19 protein-coding genes and 2 tRNA genes are annotated in these 22285 nt (G+C 32.0%); 5 read left to right on the top strand and 16 right to left on the bottom strand.

The features are described from left to right. Window positions 1-8 precede the first annotated feature (8 nt). From RF683_RS01935 to mraZ, 11 genes are all read right to left on the bottom strand, one after another. Window positions 9-731 (bottom strand): cell division protein FtsQ/DivIB, encoded by a 723-nt coding sequence (locus RF683_RS01935; RefSeq protein ID WP_309532544.1) that lies wholly within the window; start codon window positions 729-731, stop codon window positions 9-11. Window positions 732-800: 69 nt separating this feature from the next. Then, the gene (murC, locus tag RF683_RS01930) at window positions 801-2138 is read right to left on the bottom strand and encodes a UDP-N-acetylmuramate--L-alanine ligase (protein WP_309532543.1); all 1338 of its coding nucleotides are present in this window, start codon (window positions 2136-2138) and stop codon (window positions 801-803) included. A 31-nt stretch (window positions 2139-2169) separates the two neighbouring features. Further along, window positions 2170-3258 (bottom strand): undecaprenyldiphospho-muramoylpentapeptide beta-N-acetylglucosaminyltransferase, encoded by a 1089-nt coding sequence (gene murG / locus RF683_RS01925; protein WP_309532542.1) that lies wholly within the window; start codon window positions 3256-3258, stop codon window positions 2170-2172. Continuing rightward, on the bottom strand, window positions 3259-4614 hold the full coding sequence (locus tag RF683_RS01920) for an FtsW/RodA/SpoVE family cell cycle protein (protein ID WP_309532541.1): 1356 nt from the start codon (window positions 4612-4614) through the stop codon (window positions 3259-3261). A gap of 8 nt (window positions 4615-4622) precedes the next feature. After that, entirely contained in the window at window positions 4623-5954 is a 1332-nt protein-coding gene (gene murD / locus RF683_RS01915; RefSeq protein ID WP_309532540.1) for a UDP-N-acetylmuramoyl-L-alanine--D-glutamate ligase, read from the bottom strand. Window position 5955: 1 nt separating this feature from the next. Beyond that, window positions 5956-7176, bottom strand: coding sequence for a phospho-N-acetylmuramoyl-pentapeptide-transferase (gene mraY / locus RF683_RS01910; RefSeq protein WP_309532539.1), 1221 nt, complete (start codon window positions 7174-7176; stop codon window positions 5956-5958). Window positions 7177-7194: 18 nt separating this feature from the next. Further along, window positions 7195-8658, bottom strand: a complete 1464-nt coding sequence (locus RF683_RS01905) for a UDP-N-acetylmuramoyl-L-alanyl-D-glutamate--2,6-diaminopimelate ligase (RefSeq protein WP_309532538.1) — start codon at window positions 8656-8658, stop codon at window positions 7195-7197. Then, the gene (locus RF683_RS01900; RefSeq protein ID WP_309532537.1) at window positions 8659-10641 is read right to left on the bottom strand and encodes a penicillin-binding protein; all 1983 of its coding nucleotides are present in this window, start codon (window positions 10639-10641) and stop codon (window positions 8659-8661) included. It lies immediately after the preceding gene. Then, entirely contained in the window at window positions 10632-10991 is a 360-nt protein-coding gene (locus RF683_RS01895; protein WP_298655964.1) for an FtsL-like putative cell division protein, read from the bottom strand. Before RF683_RS01895 ends, RF683_RS01900 begins: the two co-directional genes overlap by 10 nt. 13 nt (window positions 10992-11004) lie before the next feature. Next, on the bottom strand, window positions 11005-11901 hold the full coding sequence (gene rsmH / locus RF683_RS01890) for a 16S rRNA (cytosine(1402)-N(4))-methyltransferase RsmH (RefSeq protein ID WP_309532536.1): 897 nt from the start codon (window positions 11899-11901) through the stop codon (window positions 11005-11007). Next, on the bottom strand, window positions 11888-12358 hold the full coding sequence (gene mraZ, locus RF683_RS01885) for a division/cell wall cluster transcriptional repressor MraZ (RefSeq protein ID WP_309532535.1): 471 nt from the start codon (window positions 12356-12358) through the stop codon (window positions 11888-11890). Before mraZ ends, rsmH begins: the two co-directional genes overlap by 14 nt. A 334-nt stretch (window positions 12359-12692) precedes the next feature. Here mraZ and RF683_RS01880 point away from each other — a divergent pair, with 334 nt between their 5' ends. Together RF683_RS01880 and yihA are read left to right on the top strand one after the other, a co-directional pair. Further along, complete coding sequence (locus RF683_RS01880; RefSeq protein ID WP_309532534.1) at window positions 12693-13448, top strand: alpha/beta fold hydrolase; 756 nt, start codon at window positions 12693-12695, stop codon at window positions 13446-13448. A 42-nt stretch (window positions 13449-13490) separates the two neighbouring features. Further along, window positions 13491-14108, top strand: coding sequence for a ribosome biogenesis GTP-binding protein YihA/YsxC (gene yihA, locus RF683_RS01875; RefSeq protein WP_309532533.1), 618 nt, complete (start codon window positions 13491-13493; stop codon window positions 14106-14108). Window positions 14109-14148: 40 nt separating this feature from the next. Here the strand turns inward: yihA and gpmI are convergent, their stop codons facing one another. Continuing rightward, window positions 14149-15669, bottom strand: coding sequence for a 2,3-bisphosphoglycerate-independent phosphoglycerate mutase (gpmI, locus tag RF683_RS01870; RefSeq protein WP_309532532.1), 1521 nt, complete (start codon window positions 15667-15669; stop codon window positions 14149-14151). Window positions 15670-15750: 81 nt separating this feature from the next. Further along, window positions 15751-18186 (bottom strand): DUF5916 domain-containing protein, encoded by a 2436-nt coding sequence (locus RF683_RS01865; protein WP_309532531.1) that lies wholly within the window; start codon window positions 18184-18186, stop codon window positions 15751-15753. Window positions 18187-18439: 253 nt separating this feature from the next. Here RF683_RS01865 and RF683_RS01860 point away from each other — a divergent pair, with 253 nt between their 5' ends. Further along, window positions 18440-19147, top strand: coding sequence for a murein L,D-transpeptidase catalytic domain family protein (locus RF683_RS01860; protein WP_309532530.1), 708 nt, complete (start codon window positions 18440-18442; stop codon window positions 19145-19147). On the opposite strand, the gene RF683_RS01855 is transcribed toward RF683_RS01860, so the two are convergent. Next, window positions 19136-20737, bottom strand: a complete 1602-nt coding sequence (locus RF683_RS01855) for a L,D-transpeptidase family protein (RefSeq protein WP_309532529.1) — start codon at window positions 20735-20737, stop codon at window positions 19136-19138. The two genes, RF683_RS01860 and RF683_RS01855, sit on opposite strands and share 12 nt — an antisense overlap. Before the next feature lie 4 nt (window positions 20738-20741). After that, window positions 20742-21182 carry a GNAT family N-acetyltransferase gene (locus tag RF683_RS01850; protein ID WP_309532528.1) on the bottom strand — a complete coding sequence of 147 codons (441 nt, stop codon included), beginning with the start codon at window positions 21180-21182 and terminating at the stop codon, window positions 20742-20744. Window positions 21183-21312: 130 nt separating this feature from the next. On the opposite strand from RF683_RS01850, the gene RF683_RS01845 reads away from it, so the two are divergent. Both RF683_RS01845 and RF683_RS01840 read left to right on the top strand, forming a co-directional pair. Continuing rightward, window positions 21313-21385 (top strand) — tRNA-Gly (locus tag RF683_RS01845). Window positions 21386-21419: 34 nt separating this feature from the next. After that, window positions 21420-21495, top strand: a tRNA-Gly gene (locus RF683_RS01840). Window positions 21496-21523: 28 nt separating this feature from the next. Here RF683_RS01840 and pepE read toward each other — a convergent pair. Beyond that, entirely contained in the window at window positions 21524-22231 is a 708-nt protein-coding gene (gene pepE, locus RF683_RS01835) for a dipeptidase PepE (RefSeq protein WP_309532527.1), read from the bottom strand. Window positions 22232-22285: the final 54 nt, after the last annotated feature.

Raw genomic sequence — 22285 nt, 5'->3', positions numbered from 1 at the left:
CTATTCTTTTATTTTGAACACACAACTTGTTGTGTGAACATTAAATTTATTGATTTATATTTATCTAACAGTGTGTCTTTTTGTGCGTATTGATAAAATGCTTTATAATTTCTAAATTTTTTATCAATTAAAATTGGCCTTCCAAAAACAATTTCATAATTATGTTCTCTTGTGAACATTTTCATACTTCCATTATCAAAAATTTCGACAGCAATTATATTTTTCTTCAAAAAATCATCTTCATTAATTGCCTTAAATGTTTTCGCAAAACCCTTTTTAAAATGACCGCTTACATTTCCTTTAACAAGAGGCACTCTTGCCGAATAAACATCAGACATTTCAAAAACGCTACCGTTTTTATCAACATAAAAATTTCGGTTATCGTTAATAACTCTTGCGATTGGGGATCTTTGTTTTATTTTAGTTATTAACATTCCGTCTTCAGAAGTAAAAACCTCTGCTTTTTCGATAAATGGATGCTTTTGCAACACACTTTCTAGATACTTCAAATCTAATTGTTCTTTTTTATATGTAGAAGCCTGTTTTAAATTTTGTATTAACAAGTTATTAACCATTTGATGTGTTAAAAACATTTTACTATCCCCTTGAAAATCAATTCTAATGTTGTCGATTTTTCGTTGTTGATTTCTCTGCAAAGCAAAAGAATATAAAAACACTACCAAAAGTAGGAGTAAAACTAAACGAATATTTTGCCAATTTAACCTTTTCATTTGCTTGTTTTTTTATCTTTTTATTTAACTGAAAAATAGCCAATTTAGCGCTACTTATCAACAAATTTATTACATCAATTCTTTCTTAATATCTTTAACCATTTCACCAATATCACCTGCTCCAATGGTTACAAAAACAGTTGCATTTGAATGTTTAAAAACTTGTATCAATTCTTTTTTATCTACTAATTTTTTATTTGGATTATTAATTTTATTTAACAACCAAGTTGAATTTATTCCTTCAATTGGCAATTCTCTTGCTGGATAAATTTCAAGTAATACTATCTCATCAAATTTTGCTAGGCTTTCGGCAAAACCATCAGCAAAATCTTTGGTTCGACTAAACAAATGCGGCTGAAAAGCAGCTATAATTTTCTTTCCGGGATACAATTCACGAACTGCCTGATGAACGGCATTTATCTCAGTAGGATGGTGTGCATAATCATCAATATACACTCTGTTTTCTTCTCGTATTTGAAATGAAAAACGACGTCTAACACCTTTAAAACTAGCTAAAGCAGCGCAGATTTTATCATTTGAAACTCCATAGGATTTTGCCATTGCGAAAGCCAATAATGCATTTGTTAAATTGTGATGCCCAGGTAAACCAAATTTTACATTTTGCACTAATTCCGTTGGAGTTTTAACATCAAACACATAAAAGCCATTCTCGATACGAATATTATGTGCCGAAAAATCAGCATCGTTTGATACTCCTATTGTTATTCCTTCAAGAGGTAATCCTTTTATGATGTATAAATTTTCTTTTGAAGTTTTGGCTGCAAATTCCCTAAAAGATTCTTCAATATGTGCTGCATCGCCATAAATATCTAAATGATCTGCATCCATAGAGGTTATACAAGAAACATTTGGATGTAAATGCAAAAATGAACGGTCAAACTCATCTGCCTCAACAACGGTAACCGTTTTTCCCGAGCCAATTAAGTTAGAATTATAATTTTCAACAATTCCGCCTAAAAAAGCAGTAACATCTACTCCACTTTCATACAAAACATGTCCTAAAATACTTGATGTTGTTGTTTTTCCGTGTGTGCCCGCTACCGCAAAACAATAAGTGTCTTTGGTAATTAATCCTAATACTTCGGCGCGTTTTTTAATGGTATATTCTCGTTCTACAAAATAATTCCACTCTGAATGAGAAACAGGAACAGCAGGCGTTACCACTACCAAGGTATTTTCACAGTAAAAATCTTTTGGAATTAAATTAATATTATCTTCAAAATGAATGGCTAAACCCAATGCTTGCAACTCGTCTGTTAATTGCGTTTCGGTTTTATCATAACCCGCTACATTTTTTCCGATATATTGAAAATAACGAGCCAAAGCACTCATACCGATGCCTCCGATACCGATAAAATAGACGTTATGTATTTGGTTTAGGTTCATTTCTAGTTAAATTGTTTAACTGTTAATTTGTTTAGTTGATTAGCTTGATAATTTCTTCAACAATATCTTTTGTTGCGTTTGGTTTCGCTAAATTTTTTATGTTTTGACTTAATTCTATTTGCAAATTTTCATTTGAAATTATATCTGAAAATGTTGTTTCAAATTTTTCATTCAATTCGTTTTCTTTTAGTAGGATTGCTCCTTTTTTATCTGCAAGTGCTTTGGCATTTTTCGTTTGATGATCTTCTGCCACATTGGGCGATGGAATAAAAATCGTAGGCTTACCCACAATACATAATTCCGAAACCGATGAAGCACCAGAACGCGAAATAATGATATCTGCTGCCGCATACACTAAATCCATTCTATCAATAAAAGCTACCACTTGAACATTTTTATTATCGTTGTATTTTGAATAATCATTTAAATACAATTTACCGCATTGCCAGATGATTTGACAATTTTGTGCTACTAAAAAATCTAATTCTTTTTCAATTAATTGATTGATTCTTCTTGCGCCTAAACTTCCGCCTAAAACCAATACTGTTTTTTTAGATTCATCGAACTTAAAATAGGTATTCGCTTCACTCTTGCTAGCTTGAACTAATAAATCTTGTCGCACTGGATTGCCTGTTAGTATAAGTTTTTCTTTTGGAAAAAATCGTTCCAAATTTTCATACGCTACACAAATAGCATTGGCTTTTTTAGCTAGTAATTTATTTGTAATTCCCGGGTATGAATTCTGCTCTTGAATAACCGTTGGAATCCCTAACACAGAAGCTACTTTTAAAACCGCTCCACTTGCAAAACCGCCTGTACCTATAACAACATCAGGTTTGAATTGTTTTAAAATAAAAAATGATTTTACTAAACTTGAAACTAATTTTACAGGAAATAACATGTTTTGAAACGTTACTTTTCGTTGCAAACCTGCTATCCACAATCCTTTAATTTCATAACCTGCTTGAGGCACTTTTTGCATTTCCATTTTATCTTGCGCACCCACAAAAAGGAATTGCGCTTCTGGAAAACGTGCTTTTAATTCGTTGGCAATAGCAACTGCAGGATAAATATGTCCTCCAGTGCCGCCTCCGCTAATTATGAATTTTGGTTGTTTCATTTATTCTTTATTTTTTACGCTGTTCATAGGATTTTGTCCGTTATACAAACTATCTCCTTCATCTTTACTTAATTCTTCTCTAATTGAGTATTTCATTTCCTCCATTTTTTGCTGGTTTACATCTACTCCCTCTTCATTCATTATTGTTACTTCTCTTTCAACAAGACGCTGAAGGGCTTCTTCTCTTTGTTTTTCTTCTAATAAATCAGCGGCTATTTCATCTTCTTTTTTAGTAACACTTAAAATAATACCCAAAGACAAACAAGTCATCCAAATGGATGTACCTCCACTACTTATTAAGGGTAAAGGTTGTCCGGTAACGGGTAATAATTCTACTGCTACACCCATATTAATAAATGCCTGAAATATGATAGGAAAACCAAGTCCTACTATCAATAATTTTCCAAATAGTGTTGGCGCTTTATTTGACCTGACTAAAAATCTGAAAAATAAAATCATATATATGAATACTAAAGCATACCCTCCTATCATTCCATATTCTTCAACGATAATTGCAAAAATAAAATCGGAAGACGATTGTGGTAAAAAATTCTTTTGCACACTTTTTCCTGGACCTAGGCCTTGAATTTTACCAGATGCAATGGCTATTTTAGCTTTTTCAATTTGGTAATCATCTTCATCAGGTTTATCGGTAGAAAATCGTTCTACACGTGCTTTCCACGTTGAAACCCTACTAAAATATTTATTTGTTGGAAAAGCCATATACAACAAAACAAACAAAGAAATACCTATTAGCGCTAAACCAAAAATATAACCTAAATACTTTAAAGGATATTGGCCTACATAAACCAACATACAGACCATAACAAAAATTAATGCTGCTGTGGAAAAATTTGATGGTAAAATGAAAATTAATACCGCTCCAACTGGGAACCATAATTTTAACAACGATTCTTGAAATGTATAAGATGTATTATGCATTTTTGCTAACGTTCTAGCCACATATACCATTAAAATAGTAGAGGCAAATGTTGACGTTTGAAATGAAAAACCTATAAACGGAATTTCTATCCATCTACTTGCATTGGCACCACCTATTACTTTTCCTTGCGAAAGGGTATAAGCCAACAAAAGTATTACCAAAGGCATTCCTAATAAAGAAAACTTTTTATACCTTTCATAATGAAATTTGTGTGCAATAAATACTATTAATAATCCAATGGAAATATGTGCCAAATGTTTGACTAAAAATCCTAAAGTAGATGCTTTTCCTTCACTAACTGTATACACCAAATTTGTACTGGCACTATACACAGGCAAAAAAGAAGCAATAGCCAACAAGGCAATCATAGCCCATATGGTTTTATCTCCTCTAAGAAATTTAAACTTTTCCATTTCTTTACTTATAAATTTTGAACAGCTTGCTTAAATTGACGCCCTCTATCTTCATAATTTTCAAACAAGTCAAAACTTGCACAAGCAGGCGACAATAAAACGGTATCTCCCTTTTCTGCTATTTTGTTTGCTATTTTGACTGCTTCGTTCATGGAAGTAGTTTCAACTAAAACTTCTACGACATTTTCAAATTTTTCTACTAATTTTTTGTTATCTACTCCTAAGCAGATAATACCACGCACTTTTTCTCTCACTAACGGCATTAACTCATCATAATCATTTCCTTTATCGACACCGCCTACAATCCAAACAGTAGGTGTTGTCATGCTGTCCAATGCAAAAAAAGTGGCATTTACGTTAGTAGCTTTTGAATCATTAATGTATTGTACATTTTGAATTTTTAAAACTTTTTCCAATCTATGTTCAGCGCCTTGAAAGTTCGTCAAACTTTCTCTGATTGTTTCTTTTCTTATTTTCATTAATTGTGCAACTGTTGTTGCTGCCATAGCGTTTTTTACGTTATGTTTTCCTTCTAGTGCAAGTTGGTGAATTGGCATAGTAAAAATATCTTGGTTTAGGTTTATATTCATGTTGTTTGCATCTACACTTCCTCCAAAATCTAATTGTTTAGTTAATGAAAAAGGGATTGTAGTTGCCTTAATTGTATGTTTTTGAAGCCAATTTGAAATGGCCTCATCATCTGCATCAATAATTAAATAATCAGATGCTGTTTGATTCATTGTTATTCTAAATTTTGCATCGATGTACAAATTGTAATCATAATTATATCGATCTAAATGATCTGGGCTAATATTTGTAATTATAGCAATATGTGGTTTGTATGTTGAAATTCCATCTAATTGAAAACTACTTAATTCTAACACATACACATCGTGTTTGTTTTCGGCTACTTGCCAAGCAAAACTTTTTCCAATATTACCTGCCAGTCCAACGTTTAAATTGGCTTGTTTTAACAAATGATACGTTAACAAAGTAGTAGTAGTTTTTCCATTACTACCAGTAATTCCAATAGTTATAGCCTCTGTAAAAGGTGCTGCAAATTCAATTTCAGAAATTACTGGAATTGTAGCATCTTTTAATTTTTTTACAATTGGTGCTTTATCTGGTATACCAGGGCTTTTCATAACCACATCCGCATTCATAATTAATGCTTCAGTATGTTTTTCATCTTCCCAAGCAATTCCATTATTTGAAAGAACTTCTCTATAATTTTCTTTTATTTTACCAAAATCGGACACAAAAACATCATAGCCTTTTTTCTTACCTAATATGGCAGTACCCACTCCGCTTTCGCCTCCACCTAAAACTACTAATCTCATATTATCTTAGTTTTAAGGATACCAATGAAAAAATGGCTAATAAAATGGCAACAATCCAAAATCTAGTAACAATTTTACTTTCATGATAGCCTTTCTTTTGATAATGATGGTGTAAAGGCGACATTAAAAAAATGCGTTTCCCTTCACCATATTTTTTCTTTGTGTATTTAAAATAACTAACCTGCAACATAACTGATAAATTTTCAGCCAAGAAAATACCACATAAAACAGGAATCATTAATTCTTTTCTAACTGCTATAGCAATAACGGCTATGATTCCTCCTATAGTTAAACTCCCTGTGTCGCCCATAAAAACTGTTGCTGGATAGGTATTGTACCATAAAAATCCAATCAACGATCCTACAAAAGCAGCAATATAAATGGTCATTTCTCCTGAATTAGGTATATACATAATATTCAGGTATTCTGAAAAAATAATATTTCCTGAAATAAAAGCGAAAATACCTAATGCAAGTACAGAGATGGCTGATGTTCCTGCTGCTAGGCCATCAATTCCATCTGTTAAATTGGCACCGTTTGAAACCGCTGTGATGATAAAAATCACTAGAGGTATAAATATTAACCAGGCATAATTTTCATATCCATCACCCATAAACGAAAGCACTTCTGCATAATCAAACGTATTATCTTTTAAAAATGGAATGGTAGTTTCTGTAGACTTTACTTCTGGTGAAGTTGTTTTTATAACGCTGTGTATACCTTGTTTTTCAACAGAAAGCTCTTTTTTTATTGTTACAGCAGGATGAAAATACAATACCGTTCCCACAATGATGCCTAATCCAACTTGACCTATTACTTTAAAGATACCTTTTAGTCCTTCTTTATCTTTTTTAAAAACTTTAATATAGTCGTCTAAAAAGCCTATTAAGCCCATCCAAACTGTAGTAATTAACAATAATATGATGTATATATTATCAAGTTTTGCCAAAAGCAATACAGGAATTAATGTAGATAGAATAATAATAATTCCACCCATTGTTGGTGTGCCAGCCTTTTGAGTTTGTCCTTCTAATCCTAATTCACGAACTGTTTCTCCAACTTGTTGTTTTCTTAAAAAGTTGATAATTTTTTTACCGTATATAGTAGAAATCAACAAAGATAAAATAATAGCCAAACCTGAACGAAAAGTGATATACTGAAACACTCCTGCGCCCGGAAAATCAAATGCTTTATCTAAATATTTAAAAAAGTAGTATAACATATTTTCGTTTTTTAGTAATTATTTTCCTAATTGTTGTATGAGTTCTTTGGCAATTTTTAAATCATCGAAATCCTGATGCACTCCATTAATTTCTTGATATGTTTCATGACCTTTACCTGCAATTAAAATGATATCGCCTGGTTTTGCTAGTTGACAAGCGGTTTTAATAGCTTGCTTTCTATCTAAAATAGATACTGTTTTTTTAAAATTTTGTCCTTCTACACCTGCCTCCATTTCATCAATAATAGTTTGCGGATCTTCGGTTCTAGGGTTATCCGATGTAAATATGGCTGTATTGCTTAATGATGAAGCTATGTTTGCCATAATTGGTCTTTTCGTTTTATCCCTGTCTCCGCCACAGCCCACAACTGTGATAAGTTGCTCATTTTTTGTACGAATATCTTCTATTGTTTTTAATACATTTTCCAATGCATCTGGCGTATGCGCATAATCGATAATCGTAGTGATTTTTGTATCAGAAATAAAATATTGAAATCTCCCAGAAACGCTTTCTAATTCTGAAAGTAAACGTAAAGCTTCTACATTTTCCAAACCTAATTCAAGCGCCACACCATATATTGCCAAAACGTTATACGCATTAAATGAGCCAATTAATTTTACCCAAACCTCATCATTATTAATTTTTAGTAACAATCCTGACAATTGATTTTCTAATATTTGGGCTCTAAAATCGGCATAACTTTTTAAGGCATACGTTTTTTTTCGAGCATGTGTATTTTGAAGCATTATTGCGCCATTTTTATCATCTGCATTTGTTAATGCAAAAGCTGTTTTAGGCAAATGATCAAAAAATTCTTTTTTAACATCTCTATATTCTGCAAATGTTTTGTGGTAATCTAAATGATCATGAGAAAGATTAGTAAATACACCGCCTTCAAAACACAAAGCTTCTGTTCGTTTTTGATGAATACCATGAGAACTTACTTCCATAAAGCAAAATTCACAACCTGTTTCAACCATTTCGTTTAAATAATGATTGATAGTTAACGAATCTGGGGTAGTATGTGTAGCACCATAAATTGTTTCATCAACTACAATTTTAACTGTAGATAGCAATCCTACCTTATACCCTGCTCTTTTAAATAATTGATACAGCAATGATGCAATTGTCGTTTTTCCGTTTGTACCTGTAACGCCTACTAATTTTAATTTTGAAGAAGGATTATCATAGTAATTAGCGGCTAAATGTGCTAATGCCGCATTTGAACTGATAACTTTAACATAAGTAACGCCTTCTGTAAAGACCGCTGGAAACGTTTCACAGATTATTAATTTGGCACCTAATGAAATTGCTTTTTCAATAAATAAATGTCCGTCTGATAGTACTCCTTTTATAGCTACAAAGACATCATTTAATTCTATCTTTCTAGAATCAAATTCAATCTTATTTATAGTAATGCTTGTTGAACCATGCACGGCTTCAATGGGCACTTTATATAATATGTCTTTAGCTATTTTCATTTATGACAATTCTAATGTAATTACTTGGTTTTTCTTAAAACTAGTTCCTGGCGCTATAGATTGTGATTTTACTTTACCAATACCTGTTACTTTTACTTTCAACCCTAAATTTTCTAAAATTGAGATAGCATCCATACCTGGCATTCCTTTTACATCAGGAATTTGAGTGGCATTTCCTTGCGATTTAGAATAATAGGTAGCGTAGTCAACCTCTTGCTTTTTATTTTTTACCTTAACAGATTCAAACTTATTTGTAGATGGCACGTCTGTAAATATTTTTTGCGCAATTCTTTTAAAAACAGGACCCGCAACATCTGCCCCATAATACCCTACTGTTTTATCGGGTTTATGTACTACAACAATACACGAATATTTTGGATGGTCTGCAGGAAAATAACCTACAAACGAAGAGGCATAATACATATCAGGTGTATTATAATTAACCTGCGCTGTACCTGTTTTACCCGCCATTGAAAAATCAGCTGAATATAAACCCTTACCCGTTCCTTTTTTAACTACATTTTCAAGTACTTTCTTAATTTTTGCCAGGGTTTCGTCTGAACATATTTTCGGATTAATAACTTCTGGTTCATATTTTTTAATAGTGTTATTCCACTCTTTTACTTCTTTTACAAAAAATGGTTTCATCATTTTACCATTATTTGCAATAGCATTATACAAAGACAAGGTTTGTAAAGGTGTCATAGAAACGCCATACCCAAAAGCCATCCATGGCAACGTTGTCCCCGACCAAAACTTTGAACCAGGCTGGTGAATTACAGGCTGACCTTCACCTTTGATTTGAAGTCCCATTTTCTTATTCAATCCATAACTATTAATTCTATTAATAAATTGCCAAGGATTGTCTTTATAAGCTTTGTAAGTAGCTTGAACAAGTACTGTATTTGAAGACACTTCAAAACCTCTCGCTAAAGATATACTCCCATATCCATGTTTATTAGAATCTTTAACGGGTTTATTGTGTATATAAATTACACCTCCGTTTGAATTATAGACTGAACTTGTATCTGCTTTTTTATCATCTAACAATGCAATTAAGTCCATTAATTTAAATGTTGAGCCAGGCTCGTGAGACTCTTTAATAGCATAGTTATCAATCTCAGAATATGTCCCATCTTTTTTTCTGCCTAAATTAGCTATTGCTCTTATTTCTCCAGTTTGAGTTTCCATAACCACAACACAACCATGATCTGCTTTGTATTGTTCTAATTGTTTTAATAAAGCATGATGTGCTATATCTTGAATATACACATCAATTGTAGAAACAATATCATAACCATCTAATGGTTCTAATTCATTAGCATCATGGATAGGTTTCCACTGATTTTTTGCTATTTTTTGCATCAATCTATGGCCGCTTTTCCCATTTAAATACTTACGAAATGCATACTCTAGCCCTTTTCCTTGATTTCCATCTTTTTCATAACCAATGGTGCGATTTGCAATTTGCCCAACTGGATATTTTCTAACTGTTTTTTGTTCGGTAATAACACCGCCTTTATAAGGTCCTAGTTTAAAAAGCGGGAACTTTTTAACTGTCATGTATTGCGTAAAGCTTAATTTTTTACCAATTAGAAAATACCTGTTTTTTGTTACTCTGGCTTTTCTTAATTCACTTTGATAATAGCCTGCCGGTTTTTTAAAGAATTTAGACAACTCTGTGGATAAGGGCACTAAGAATTTCTCAAAATTTTCATCAGAAGGAGAAATAGCATCAAAATAAATAGCATATTCAGGTATTGATGTAGCTAATAAACTTCCATCAACAGAATAAATATTTCCTTTATTTGCTGGAATTTCAAAATTATGAACAGAACGTTCCTTGGCTAATTCTCTATAATACTGACCATTAACCCATTGAATATTAAAAAGCTTCACAGAAACGGCAATAGACATAAAAATTAGTATTGCTGCAACTGTAAATAATCTATAAGAGGTTGTATTTTCTTTCTTTACTCCCATATTTTTAGCTTTTCAAAAAAACTTTTTTCTTTTGGTCTAAGAATCACTATCTTTTTTGGAGGAACCGATGAAGGAACAATTCCTCTTGGCTCCATTTTCTTCGCTACAGAAGATTCCATTTTTAATTTCATTAATTCTGATCGTGTATCAACAAATTTTGAACGCAATTCTTTAACTTCATTATTTAATTTAGAAATTCTAAAGTTTTTTTCGTCATAATTATGATTAAACGCAATCATCAACATAGCTAATACAAACAAAAACAAGATAAACTTCCATGTTTTTAATGCATCATCCTCAATTAAGAATTTTGCCTTTAATAAACTGTATATGTTATTTTCTGTTTTCAATTTATATTATTTATTATCTTTTTTCTGCTACTCGAAGCTTAGCACTTCTAGCCCTATTATTTCTTTCTATTTCTTCTACGGTGGGTACAATTAATTTTTCAATAGTTTTAAATGGTACTTCGTAATTTCCAAAAAAATCACGTTCTGGTTCACCTTCAAACAACCCATTTCTCATAAATCTTTTCACCAATCTATCTTCTAACGAATGATACGAAATAAGACTTAAACGACCACCTGACACTAATAAATCTTCCGTTTGTTCTAAAAATTCTTTTAGGACTTCTATTTCTTGATTTACTTCAATTCGAATGGCTTGATAGATTTGCGCTAAAATTTTATTACTCTTATGAGCAGGTAAAAACTTAGCCAAAACTTGTTTTAATTGCTCTGTATTTTTAATTGGTTTCTCTTTTCGGGAATTGACAATTACATTTGCCATGGCGCCTCCATTTTTCAATTCTCCAAATTCCACAAAGACCCTTTTTAATTCTTTCTCCTCATATTCATTTACTACTTCATAGGCTGACAAGGTGTCTTTTTGATTCATACGCATGTCTAAAGTAGCATCAAAACGGGTAGAAAAACCTCTTTCTGCTTCATCAAATTGATGTGATGAAACCCCAAAATCTCCTAAAATTCCATCTACTTTTTTTACATTATGAAAACGTAAAAATCTTTTTATAAATCGGAAATTTTCGTTAATCAAAACAAATCGCTTATCATCAATCACGTTTCTCAAAGCATCTTCATCTTGATCAAAAGCATACAGCCTTCCGTGTTCACCCAAACGATTTACTATTTCTCTAGAATGACCCCCACCTCCAAAAGTAACATCTACATAAATTCCATCAGGTTTAATGTTTAACCCATCAACCGTTTCTTTTAATAATACTGGATTATGATATTCCATCTACCTCATCATTTTGATTACCCATTACTTCTTCAGCCAAATCAGCGAAATCAACCATAGCCCCTTCAACTGCATTTTCATATAAGTTTTTATCCCAAATTTCAATAATATTTACTGCAGATGACAAGACAATGTCTTTTTCAATTCTTGAAAATTGAACCAAATCTTTAGGAATCAATAAACGTCCTGTAGCATCAATTTCCACCATTTTAACCCCCGCAGTAAAAGCTCTAATGAAATCATTGTTTTTTTTCACAAAACGATTCAACTTATTAATCTTAGCCATCACCTTATTCCATTCTGCAACGGGATACAATTCTAAACAAGGTTGAAAAACAGAACGCTTCAATACAAAACCAGCCTCTAAATCACCCAACTGCTTTTTAAGCGACGTAGGTATCATAAGCCTGCCTTTGCTATCGACTTTACATTCGTATGTTCCTAAAAATGAATTCATCTCGTACATCTTATTAGATAGTGAGACAAAATTAGAAATTATTTACCACTTTTTACCACAAAATACCACTTTGTTAATAAGTTTTACCACTTTGTTAATACTTGAAAATTATTTTTTTTTAAAAACCCTATGAAATCGACAATTTTAATGGGTTTTCATACATGAAACATAGCGACTTATATATTAATACTTAGAAAAAACTAGTTAATAAGTGTTGAAAACTAGCGATTTAGAACCATATTACTCAAAAGAAAAGATTATAAAACAAATTATTAAAATCGGTTAATAAATAGTATATTTGCCTTTATAGAATATTGTTTACGTAGAAATAAAGATGTTAAAGACAGAAAAAAAATATACCTATTCTGAAGCAGGAGAAGGTACGCCAATTATTGTTCTCCATGGTTTAATGGGAGGATTAAGTAATTTTGAAGGGTTAGCTAATTTTTTTCCTGACAAAGGATATAAAGTTGTTATTCCAGAATTGCCTCTATACTCACAAAGTTTATTAAAAACCAATGTAAAAGCTTTTGCAAAATTTGTAAAAGATTTTGTTATTTTTAAGGGATTTGAACGAGTTATTTTAGTAGGAAATTCGGTTGGCGGTCACATATCTTTATATTTTTCTAAACAATATCCTGAACTTGTTAAAGGGCTAGTTATTACAGGAAGTTCTGGATTGTATGAAAGTGGCATGGGCGAAAGCTATCCCAAAAGAGGTGATTATGAGTACATTAAAAAGAAAAGTGAAGATGTGTTTTATGATCCAAAAGTAGCAACAAAAGAAATAGTTGATGAAGTTTTTGCAACGGTAAATGATCGCATTAAATTAATAAAAACATTGACAATTGCTAAAAGTGCTATTCGTCATAATATGGCTAAAGATTTGCCAAAAATGCACACACAAACTTGTATTATTTGGGGCAAACAAGACAAAGTTACACCTCCCGAAGTGGCTGAAGAATTTAACAAACTTTTACCCAATTCTACTTTATATTGGATTGACAAATGTGGACATGCAGCAATGATGGAACACCCAGATCGATTCAATGAAATTTTATTTGAATGGTTAACAGAAAAAAAACTATAACAAACTACTTTTAAATTAATAGACCTCTTTGAGGTATAAATAATGAAAATAAACTCAGCAGAATTTATAATTAGTAACTCAGATGCCGCTAAGTGTCCAAAAGACAGATTGCCTGAATATGCCTTCATAGGACGATCAAATGTAGGGAAATCTTCACTTATTAACATGCTTACTAATCATAAAAAACTAGCGAAAACTTCTGCTAGACCAGGAAAAACTCAACTCATCAATCATTTTTTGATTAATAAAAATTGGTTTTTAGTGGATTTACCTGGCTATGGTTATGCAAGAGTTTCAAAATCAACAAAAGCAATATTTCAAAAATTTATTACCGATTATTTTGAAACAAGAGAACAATTAGTTTGTGCATTTATTTTAATCGACAGCCGCTTGGAACCTCAAAAAATAGATGTAGAGTTTATTAATTATTTAGGAGAAAGCGGGATTCCTTTTTGCTTAATTTTTACAAAAGCAGATAAATTAGGAAAAACTCAGGTTCAAAAAAATGTTGCTGCTTACAAAAAACACCTTCTAGCTAACGACTGGGAAGAGATGCCTCAATACTTTATTACCTCATCTGAAGAAGGGACAGGTAAAGAGGGTGTTTTAAATTATATTGAAAATGTAAATAACGACATCTATTCAGGAAGTGATTTTTAATATTCCTACAAGGGACTTACACATACCTTGCAGGAATAATTTATACCAATGACTGTTGCGTCATCACGTTAGGTTTTTCTATACCCATTAAATGTAAAATTGTGGGTGCTACATCACCCAAAATACCATTTTTTATATTCAAATTTTTGTCGTTATCTACCAGTATCACAGGTACAGGATTTGTTGTGTGTGCTGTATTTGGCGAACCATCTGGATTTATCATTGTTTCACAATTACCATGATCTGCAATTACAATTGTGGTGTAATTATGCCCTAAAGCCGTTTCAATTATTTCTTTTACACAAACGTCAACCGCTTCACAAGCTTTAATAGCAGCTTCCATAACCCCTGTATGGCCTACCATATCGCCATTGGCAAAATTTAAACACAAAAAATCAACCTCCTCTTTTTTAAGTTCTGAAACTAAGGCATCTTTTAATTCAAAAGCACTCATTTCGGGCTGTAAATCATAAGTTGCAACTTTAGGTGAATTTTTTAAAATTCTTGTTTCGCCTTCAAAGGGTTCCTCTCTACCTCCGGAAAAGAAAAAAGTTACATGAGGATATTTTTCAGTTTCGGCAATTCGGATTTGTTTTTTGCCTGCATTGGCCAGTACCTCACCTAACGTCTGTGTAATATTCTCTTTATCATAAATTACATGTACATTTTGATACGTATCATCATAATTTGTCATGGTTACGTAATACAAGTTTAACTTGTGCATGTTCTGTTCGTGAAAATCTTGTTGAGACAAGGCTTCAGTTAACTCTCGTCCTCTGTCCGTTCTAAAGTTAAAAAAGAGTACAACATCACCTTCTTTAATTGTTGCGATAGGTTGATTAGCCTCATCTACTTTTACAATTGGCTTAATAAACTCATCCGTAGTATTTTCATCATAGCTTTTTTGTATACTTTCTACAAAATTTGTAGATTTTTCACCGGTTGCATGAACTACTAAATCATAAGCTAATTTAACACGTTCCCAACGTTTATCCCTATCCATTGCGTAATACCTTCCAATAACAGAAGCTAATTTTGCGGGTTTTGCAGCTAAATAAGCCTCTAAATCTTCAATGTATTTTTTACCCGATTTTGGATCTACATCACGTCCGTCTGTAAATGCGTGTACAAACATATTTGTTACACCACTGTTTGTAGCAGCATCTATTAAGCCTCTTAAATGAGAGGTGTGTGAATGTACGCCACCATCTGAAACTAATCCTAGAAAATGAATGGGTTTATGGTTTGTTTTAGCATATTCAAAAGCTTCTTTTAAAGATTGTTCATTTGCCATGGTATTGTTTTGAACAGCTAAATTAATTTTAGCCAAATCCTGATATACAATGCGACCCGCGCCTAAATTCATATGTCCTACTTCACTGTTTCCCATTTGTCCTTCAGGCAAACCAACATGTAGACCGTCCGTTCTTAATTCGGCATTAGAATAATTTTTGTATAATGAATCAATAAAAGGTGTATTTGCATTATCAATCGCTGAAACTTTAGGGTCTGGAGAATGCCCCCAACCGTCTAAAATCATTAATATTACTTTCTTATTCATCTGAATTTAATTTGTAACGAAATTACGGAATTTTTAGATGCAAGAACTAAAATCTTATTAACGAAAAGGATTTCCTAAAGATTATTTTTTGAAAATATGCTTTGCTTGGTTGTAATCGATAAAATATCTAATGCTAATAGAAAACGTGTGGTTAAGCATATCTTTACTCATTACATCCATAAAAACTCTTGGTAAACTGTCATCAATTTCTCGTTTAAACTTTGAAGAGCTATTTCTATACAAAACTGTCATTTGACTCCCTGGGGCAAACCACCAACTATAAGACAAATCTAAATTCCATAAATTAAGATTCGAATTTTTATTTGTTAAATATTCAAAAGGTATGGTAGAACCATCTTCCTGCAGTAAATGAGTAGATGTATTTTCAGCATAAGACCAGTAATGTCTGGCATTTAATCTAAAATTCATTTTTGATGAAATAGAATATTTACCTTCTAAACCAGTTTCTATTGTCTTTTTGTTTCTTCTTGCATAAATGGCATCATAAACATAATAATCTATCCAGCCCAAATCATTATATTCTAAACTTAGCGTATTACTAAAAATCAACATAAAACGATCATTAAAACGGTATCGTGGACTAAAATTATATCCCACAAACCACCATCCTTTTGATTCTGCAAAACCAATCCAAGGATTTACATCAATAGCAAATTTATTATTATAATTTGTTGAAACATAAGCCGACCAATTATAATATTTTGGAAAAATAGTATAACGACCTTCAATTCTTGGATCATAATAATCATGCACATCAAACAATCTCGCATAAGCATTAAATCCGTAAGAATGATTTTTTTTGTCCGTAATATTTAAACTAAAACTTACATTTTGTTCTTGCAAATAGTTGGACTCATTATGAAACTGAGAAAACCAACCTAAATTTACTCTAAAAGCATTCAATTTATCAGTTGCTTTTAATATTCGGTAATTTATATTTCCATTTAATGAATAATAATTTGTTTGAAAATTGATCCCTAAATCATTATCATCAAAATCTTTAGACACGTAATTACCTCCTACAGAGTATCTAAATTTACCTGTTGTTTCGGATAAATATAATTCTGCTACCTTACCTTTCTTATTTGGTAAATCTACTAAATCACTAACAAAACTATACTTTAGTGCTCCTGTAGCATTATATGTATTCTTTTTAGTATTCAAATTGAAGGCTAAAGCAGACACATTTGCATCTCTAAAAGAACCGCTTCTTGTTACGTTAGTATTTATAAATGAAACCGAAGAATTCTGATTGAAGCGTTGATCAAAGACCGTAATATTATAATTTGCTAATGGCTCTACAACTTCCTTTCTAAATTCACCTGTATTCAAATTTTGAATGGTAGCTTCTGTTTTATCTGTTACTGCATTTAACACACCTATACCTAAGCCTTTTTTAGTGCGTCCAGAAATTTTTAAGGCATTTACAAGTTGGACATTTTTAGGCATATCCACAACTTCTTCTTCAAAAGTAATTACTTCGGGCTGTTTGCTTGGCGCGCCTCCAATTCGTCTAGAATAAAACAAATTTCCTTTACTAAATAAATCTGTACCTTCTGTAAAAAAAGGTCTGTTTTCATTAAATACTTGTTCAAAAGGGCCTAGATTTAATATTTGATTGTCAAATTTTGTCTGACCAAAATCTGGAACCAAAACAGCATCTAAAGTAAATGCATCGGATAATCCATATTTCAAATCAAGACCTCCTTTAAGTGTTCCCTCTGCTTTTTCTTGTGAAGGACTATTTAAATAAAAAGATGAGTAAGGTATTAAAAATAATCTAGTAGGGGTTTTAATTCTACTTATCCCTTCTAATAATCCAGCTTGTTGTGTAAAAGTACCCACTCTATTATTTACTTTATTCCACGTGTATTTGTAACGCAATCGTCTTACTTCTCTAAAGAAATTAATTCCCCAAATTTGGTTCTCCAATTTTGAAAATCGAATAGCAGCGTACGGAATTTTTAACTCAACTACCCAACCTTTCTCTGTGATTTTTGCTTGACTGTGCCAAATAGCATCCCAAGTATAATCTTCCCCATCTTGGCCAGTTCGAATACAATCTGACTGTCCATTTGCGGCATTTACAAAAAAACTGTATTCTTGCTGACCGTCATTAAAACCATTAATAAATACTCCAAATAAATCTGATGTACCAAAATTATCGCGCTCTGTAATCTCTTTAAGAATTTTATCTGGGTGATTGTCATACAATATAGCACCTATATATAATGCGTTATCATCATAAAGGATTTTAATTTCGCTACGAAGTGTATCGGGTTCAGGTTTGCCATTTTCAGGCTCAAAACCAAAAAAATCTTTTGCAATAGCTGCATTTTTCCATTCTACCTCATCTAAAACACCATCTATTTTAAGTATAGTATTTACTCTAGAAGCACTGATTTTTTTCTTTTCAAATGCTATTTGACCTTCCTGTGCAACAAGCGAAGTTGTTACAAAAAATAAAATCAGTTGTAAAATATTTTTTTTAGTCATTGGGGAAATTACGATTTGATTGATTTTTTTTTTAGGTCAATCTTTTCAACTTGCAAAAAAATTAAAAAAAAATGAAATGACTAAGAAAAAAGGACCTTATTATTTGAAAAATACACATTTTACACATCTTTATGCAGGATAACATCGTTAAAAAGCATTTTTTTTCGTTAAAATACATCTTTTTATTTGTTTTATTTGAATTAATATATAAATTTGACTCAACTCAAAAAAACACGTAACCAATAATTGATCAATGACTTACAAATTATTTGCTTTATTAATTTTTAGCTTTTTAGCCACTGAATCTACACTAAAAGCAGATCATTCCGTTGCTTCTTTAGCTCTTAACACTAAAAATGAAGCACATACTGTTTGTAAATCTTTTTATGATCAATTAGATGCCGGATGTTACAAGTTACCTAATTATGAAAGTTTTGAATTAGCTTTTGAGGGATATGAAACTTTTAAATGCGCTGGAAAAATCAAAAACGAACTATTAACAATCGTAGATTTTAGCCTTTCTTCAACAAAAGAACGTATGTGGGTAATTGATATGGCTCAACATAAAATCATTTTACAATCCTTAGTGTCTCACGGAATGAATTCAGGAAAAGAATTTGCTCACTCTTTTTCAAACGAAATCAATTCTTTTAAAAGTAGCTTAGGTTTCTATTTAACTGGCGAAACCTATATAGGAAAACATGGCTTATCTTTAAAACTAGACGGACAAGAATATGGCGTAAATGATAAAGCTAGAGCGCGTGCGGTGGTGATACATGGTGCTAGTTATGTAAATCATCAATTAGCAAAATCTCAAGGCTACATAGGAAGAAGTCAAGGCTGCCCAGCTGTTCCTGAAGCGATTACTAAAACGCTTATTGAAACAATCAAAAATCAATCTGTTTTATACATACATCATTCGTCAAGAAAAGAACAATTGAGAAAAGAACTAACTTCTTAATTTTTCGTATAGTTTTTTATCCAAATTATACATATCGTCTTTAAAACACATTTTATTATTTTTATAGGTTGCTGTCCAGTATAAAATATGTACAAAAACAGGTTCTTTTACTTTAATAGTATAGGTTTTTTCTTTTTTGATTATGGAATCAATCTCTGAAGTTTGCCAACGTTCGCCATCTTGTAAATGCAAAATCTGTTTAGCCAAAGCTAATGGATTTTCTACCCGAATACACCCCGAACTTAATGCTCGCTGACTAACACTAAAAAGTTCTCTATGATTCGTATCATGCAGATACACCAAATGGGAATTTGGAAAATTAAACTTAACAATTCCTAATGAATTAGTATATCCGGGTTTTTGCACATATCTATAATTATTTGATTTTGATGCGTTCCAAAGAGCTGGAGAAACTTCTTGATTTTTAGAATTATAAATAGTTATTCTACTCCTTGAAAAGTAAGATCTGTTTTTAGCTGCTTCCACCGACAAATCTTCCTTAATAATCGTTGGTGGCACTGTCCATGTCGGGTTTAACACAAAATTTGACAGTTTTGACGACAAAATAGGAGACATTCTTTTTGGTCTTCCCACCACTACTCTTCGTGTGGCTAACGCGTCTTTATTAGATACATAATTTAATTCAAATGCAGGTAAATTGATTAGAATATAATTTGTACCAAAATCTGAAGGAAACCAACGCCAACGCTCTAAATTAGCAAGTATTTGATTTTTTCTTGTTCCTTTAGAATAATTTAAAGCCTTTATTGTGCCGGCTCCAATAATTCCATCTGCCAATAAGCCATGACGCAATTGAAATTTTTTCATAGCTCTGAAAGCAACCGTATCATATATAGCTGTAAAAACAGAATCTTTATTTTTGTAGTCGTTCCAATATTGTAGTCGTTTTTTAATTTTTATTACTAATGGAACCGTATCATTCAAAACTATTTTCTTAGAAAAACGGAGCGAATCAAATGTAATATCTGCAAATTTATCTATTTCAACTAATGCCTTTTTTAAATTGAGATATTCTTGATGTTTTGGCAACAAGCCTTGAAGGGTTGCAGTCACTCCCTTTTCTGAAATAGCCTGATGTAGCACTGATGAAATAGCCACTCTTTTTTCAAACAAATCCCAATTTGAATATATTTCTTTTGGATTTAATTTACCTTTATAAAAATGGGTAGCAAGTTTTTCAAAAGTTTTAGTCAGCAAAACATCATAGTGGAGTAAATCCTCTTTTTTTAACGAATCTCTTACAACTTCTTGAGCATATATCTCAGATAAATTATAATCTTCAGGATTAAGCCCTTCTACTTTTGCTTGTTCGATTTGAGCAATTAAATCCTCTCTATTTCCTCGGTCATACCAAATTTCATATCCATCAAATGCAGCATAATATTTTTTAATACTATCTGATTCTTCTTCTAAAATATCGTCAGGCATAACATGTATGGTAACTTTGTGTATAGAATCATAAATGTCTTTTTTTTCTTCTGCACCTTCTTCCTTACTTTTCACACAAGAAGCTAAGAAAAAAGTGGTGCTTAAAAAAAGCAATAGGCAATATTTTAGATTTTTGTACATTATTTTACAGGTATTTAAACATTAAAACATGTGGGCCTATATTGGCTATGTCAAAAACAGTACCAAAGATTGTAAATCCGTTTCGTTTATAAAAACCAATCGCTTTTTCTCGAGCATTAAACCAAATTAAATCACCTTGCTCTTCCGCTACCCAAGTATTTGCTGCATCAAGTAAAAGTACACCATACTTTTTATTTTGATAAGGTGCTAAAATAGCCATTCCTCTATATTGATAAGCTTTTTTACTTTCTATGATTGGACATTCATTTTTAAAAACTGATAATACGCCAAGTAATTTTTCTTCTAAAAAAAGTCCAAAATGAGTTGTTGTAGGCAATTCATCTCCTTCAAAATAACACGTTTCTACAGGCTTACCTGCTCTCAATACAGGATGTCGGACAGCAAAAGTTTTATTGAAAGGGATTTTTTTTACTTGTAAATTCATTTAATTGTTTAATTACTACGTTTTTACACGAGGATATTTTAAAAAAATAAAGTTACATAAAAATTTTATTAAAAAATATTTGCAAATGAAACAAATTTGGGTTTATATTTGCACCCACAAATAAAAGAATGCGGAAGTAGCTCAGTTGGTAGAGCGTCAGCCTTCCAAGCTGAATGTCGCGAGTTCGACCCTCGTCTTCCGCTCTAAATTTTACTGAAAATATAAAAAATCTACCATGCGGAAGTAGCTCAGTTGGTAGAGCGTCAGCCTTCCAAGCTGAATGTCGCGAGTTCGACCCTCGTCTTCCGCTCCATAAAAAAGCCTCAATATTGAGGCTTTTTTTATTTTAAATTACTCAAATCAGTACCAGATTCTAGTTCTATTGGTTCTTTCCCTTGCTGAAACAATCTAGCTGTAAGATTTCCTTTTAAAGTGATTGTATCTCCAATAACCTCGAGCCAACTCCCTTCTCGTAATCCTAAAACAGCTTGTGGATTATAGCAATGAAATTCATTTATGCGAGTTTCACGAGTTTCGCCCATATGAGTTGAGCCCTCAACAGGGTCTAAATAATGTGGATTAATATTAAATGAAACAAGCCCTAATGTTTTAAAACTTGGAGGACATACAATAGGCATGTCGTTTGTTGTTCCCATGGTTAAACCACAAATATTACTCCCCGCACTTGTCCCTAAATAAGGCACGCCTTTGCTCACTGATTCCGCAATACTTTCAAACAAGTCATATTTATAAAGCATATCAACCAAGACAAATGTATTGCCGCCTCCAGTAAATAAGGCTTGTGCGTTTGCAATTGCTTGCTTGGGGTTTTCAAATTCGTGAATTCCCTTTACTTGAATGTTTAAATTAGCAAAAAAACTACTCACTTTAGCTGTATATTCGTCATAAGAAATTCCACCAGGTCTTGCAAAGGGAATAAAAATAAGTTCTTTAACCTCCTTAAAATGTATTCGAAGTTCAGGCAACAAGTAATCTAAATATGCACCATTATAGAGTGTTGAAGTACTAGCAATGATAATTTTCTTCATAATTTGTTTACTCAGTAATATTCTTAACAAAATTTTATTATTGAAATCAATGCA

Source organism: Flavobacterium sp. 20NA77.7 (assembly GCF_031326205.1).
GTDB classification, from domain to species: domain Bacteria; phylum Bacteroidota; class Bacteroidia; order Flavobacteriales; family Flavobacteriaceae; genus Flavobacterium; species Flavobacterium nakdongensis.
This window is presented reverse-complemented; position numbering and strand designations above follow the sequence as displayed.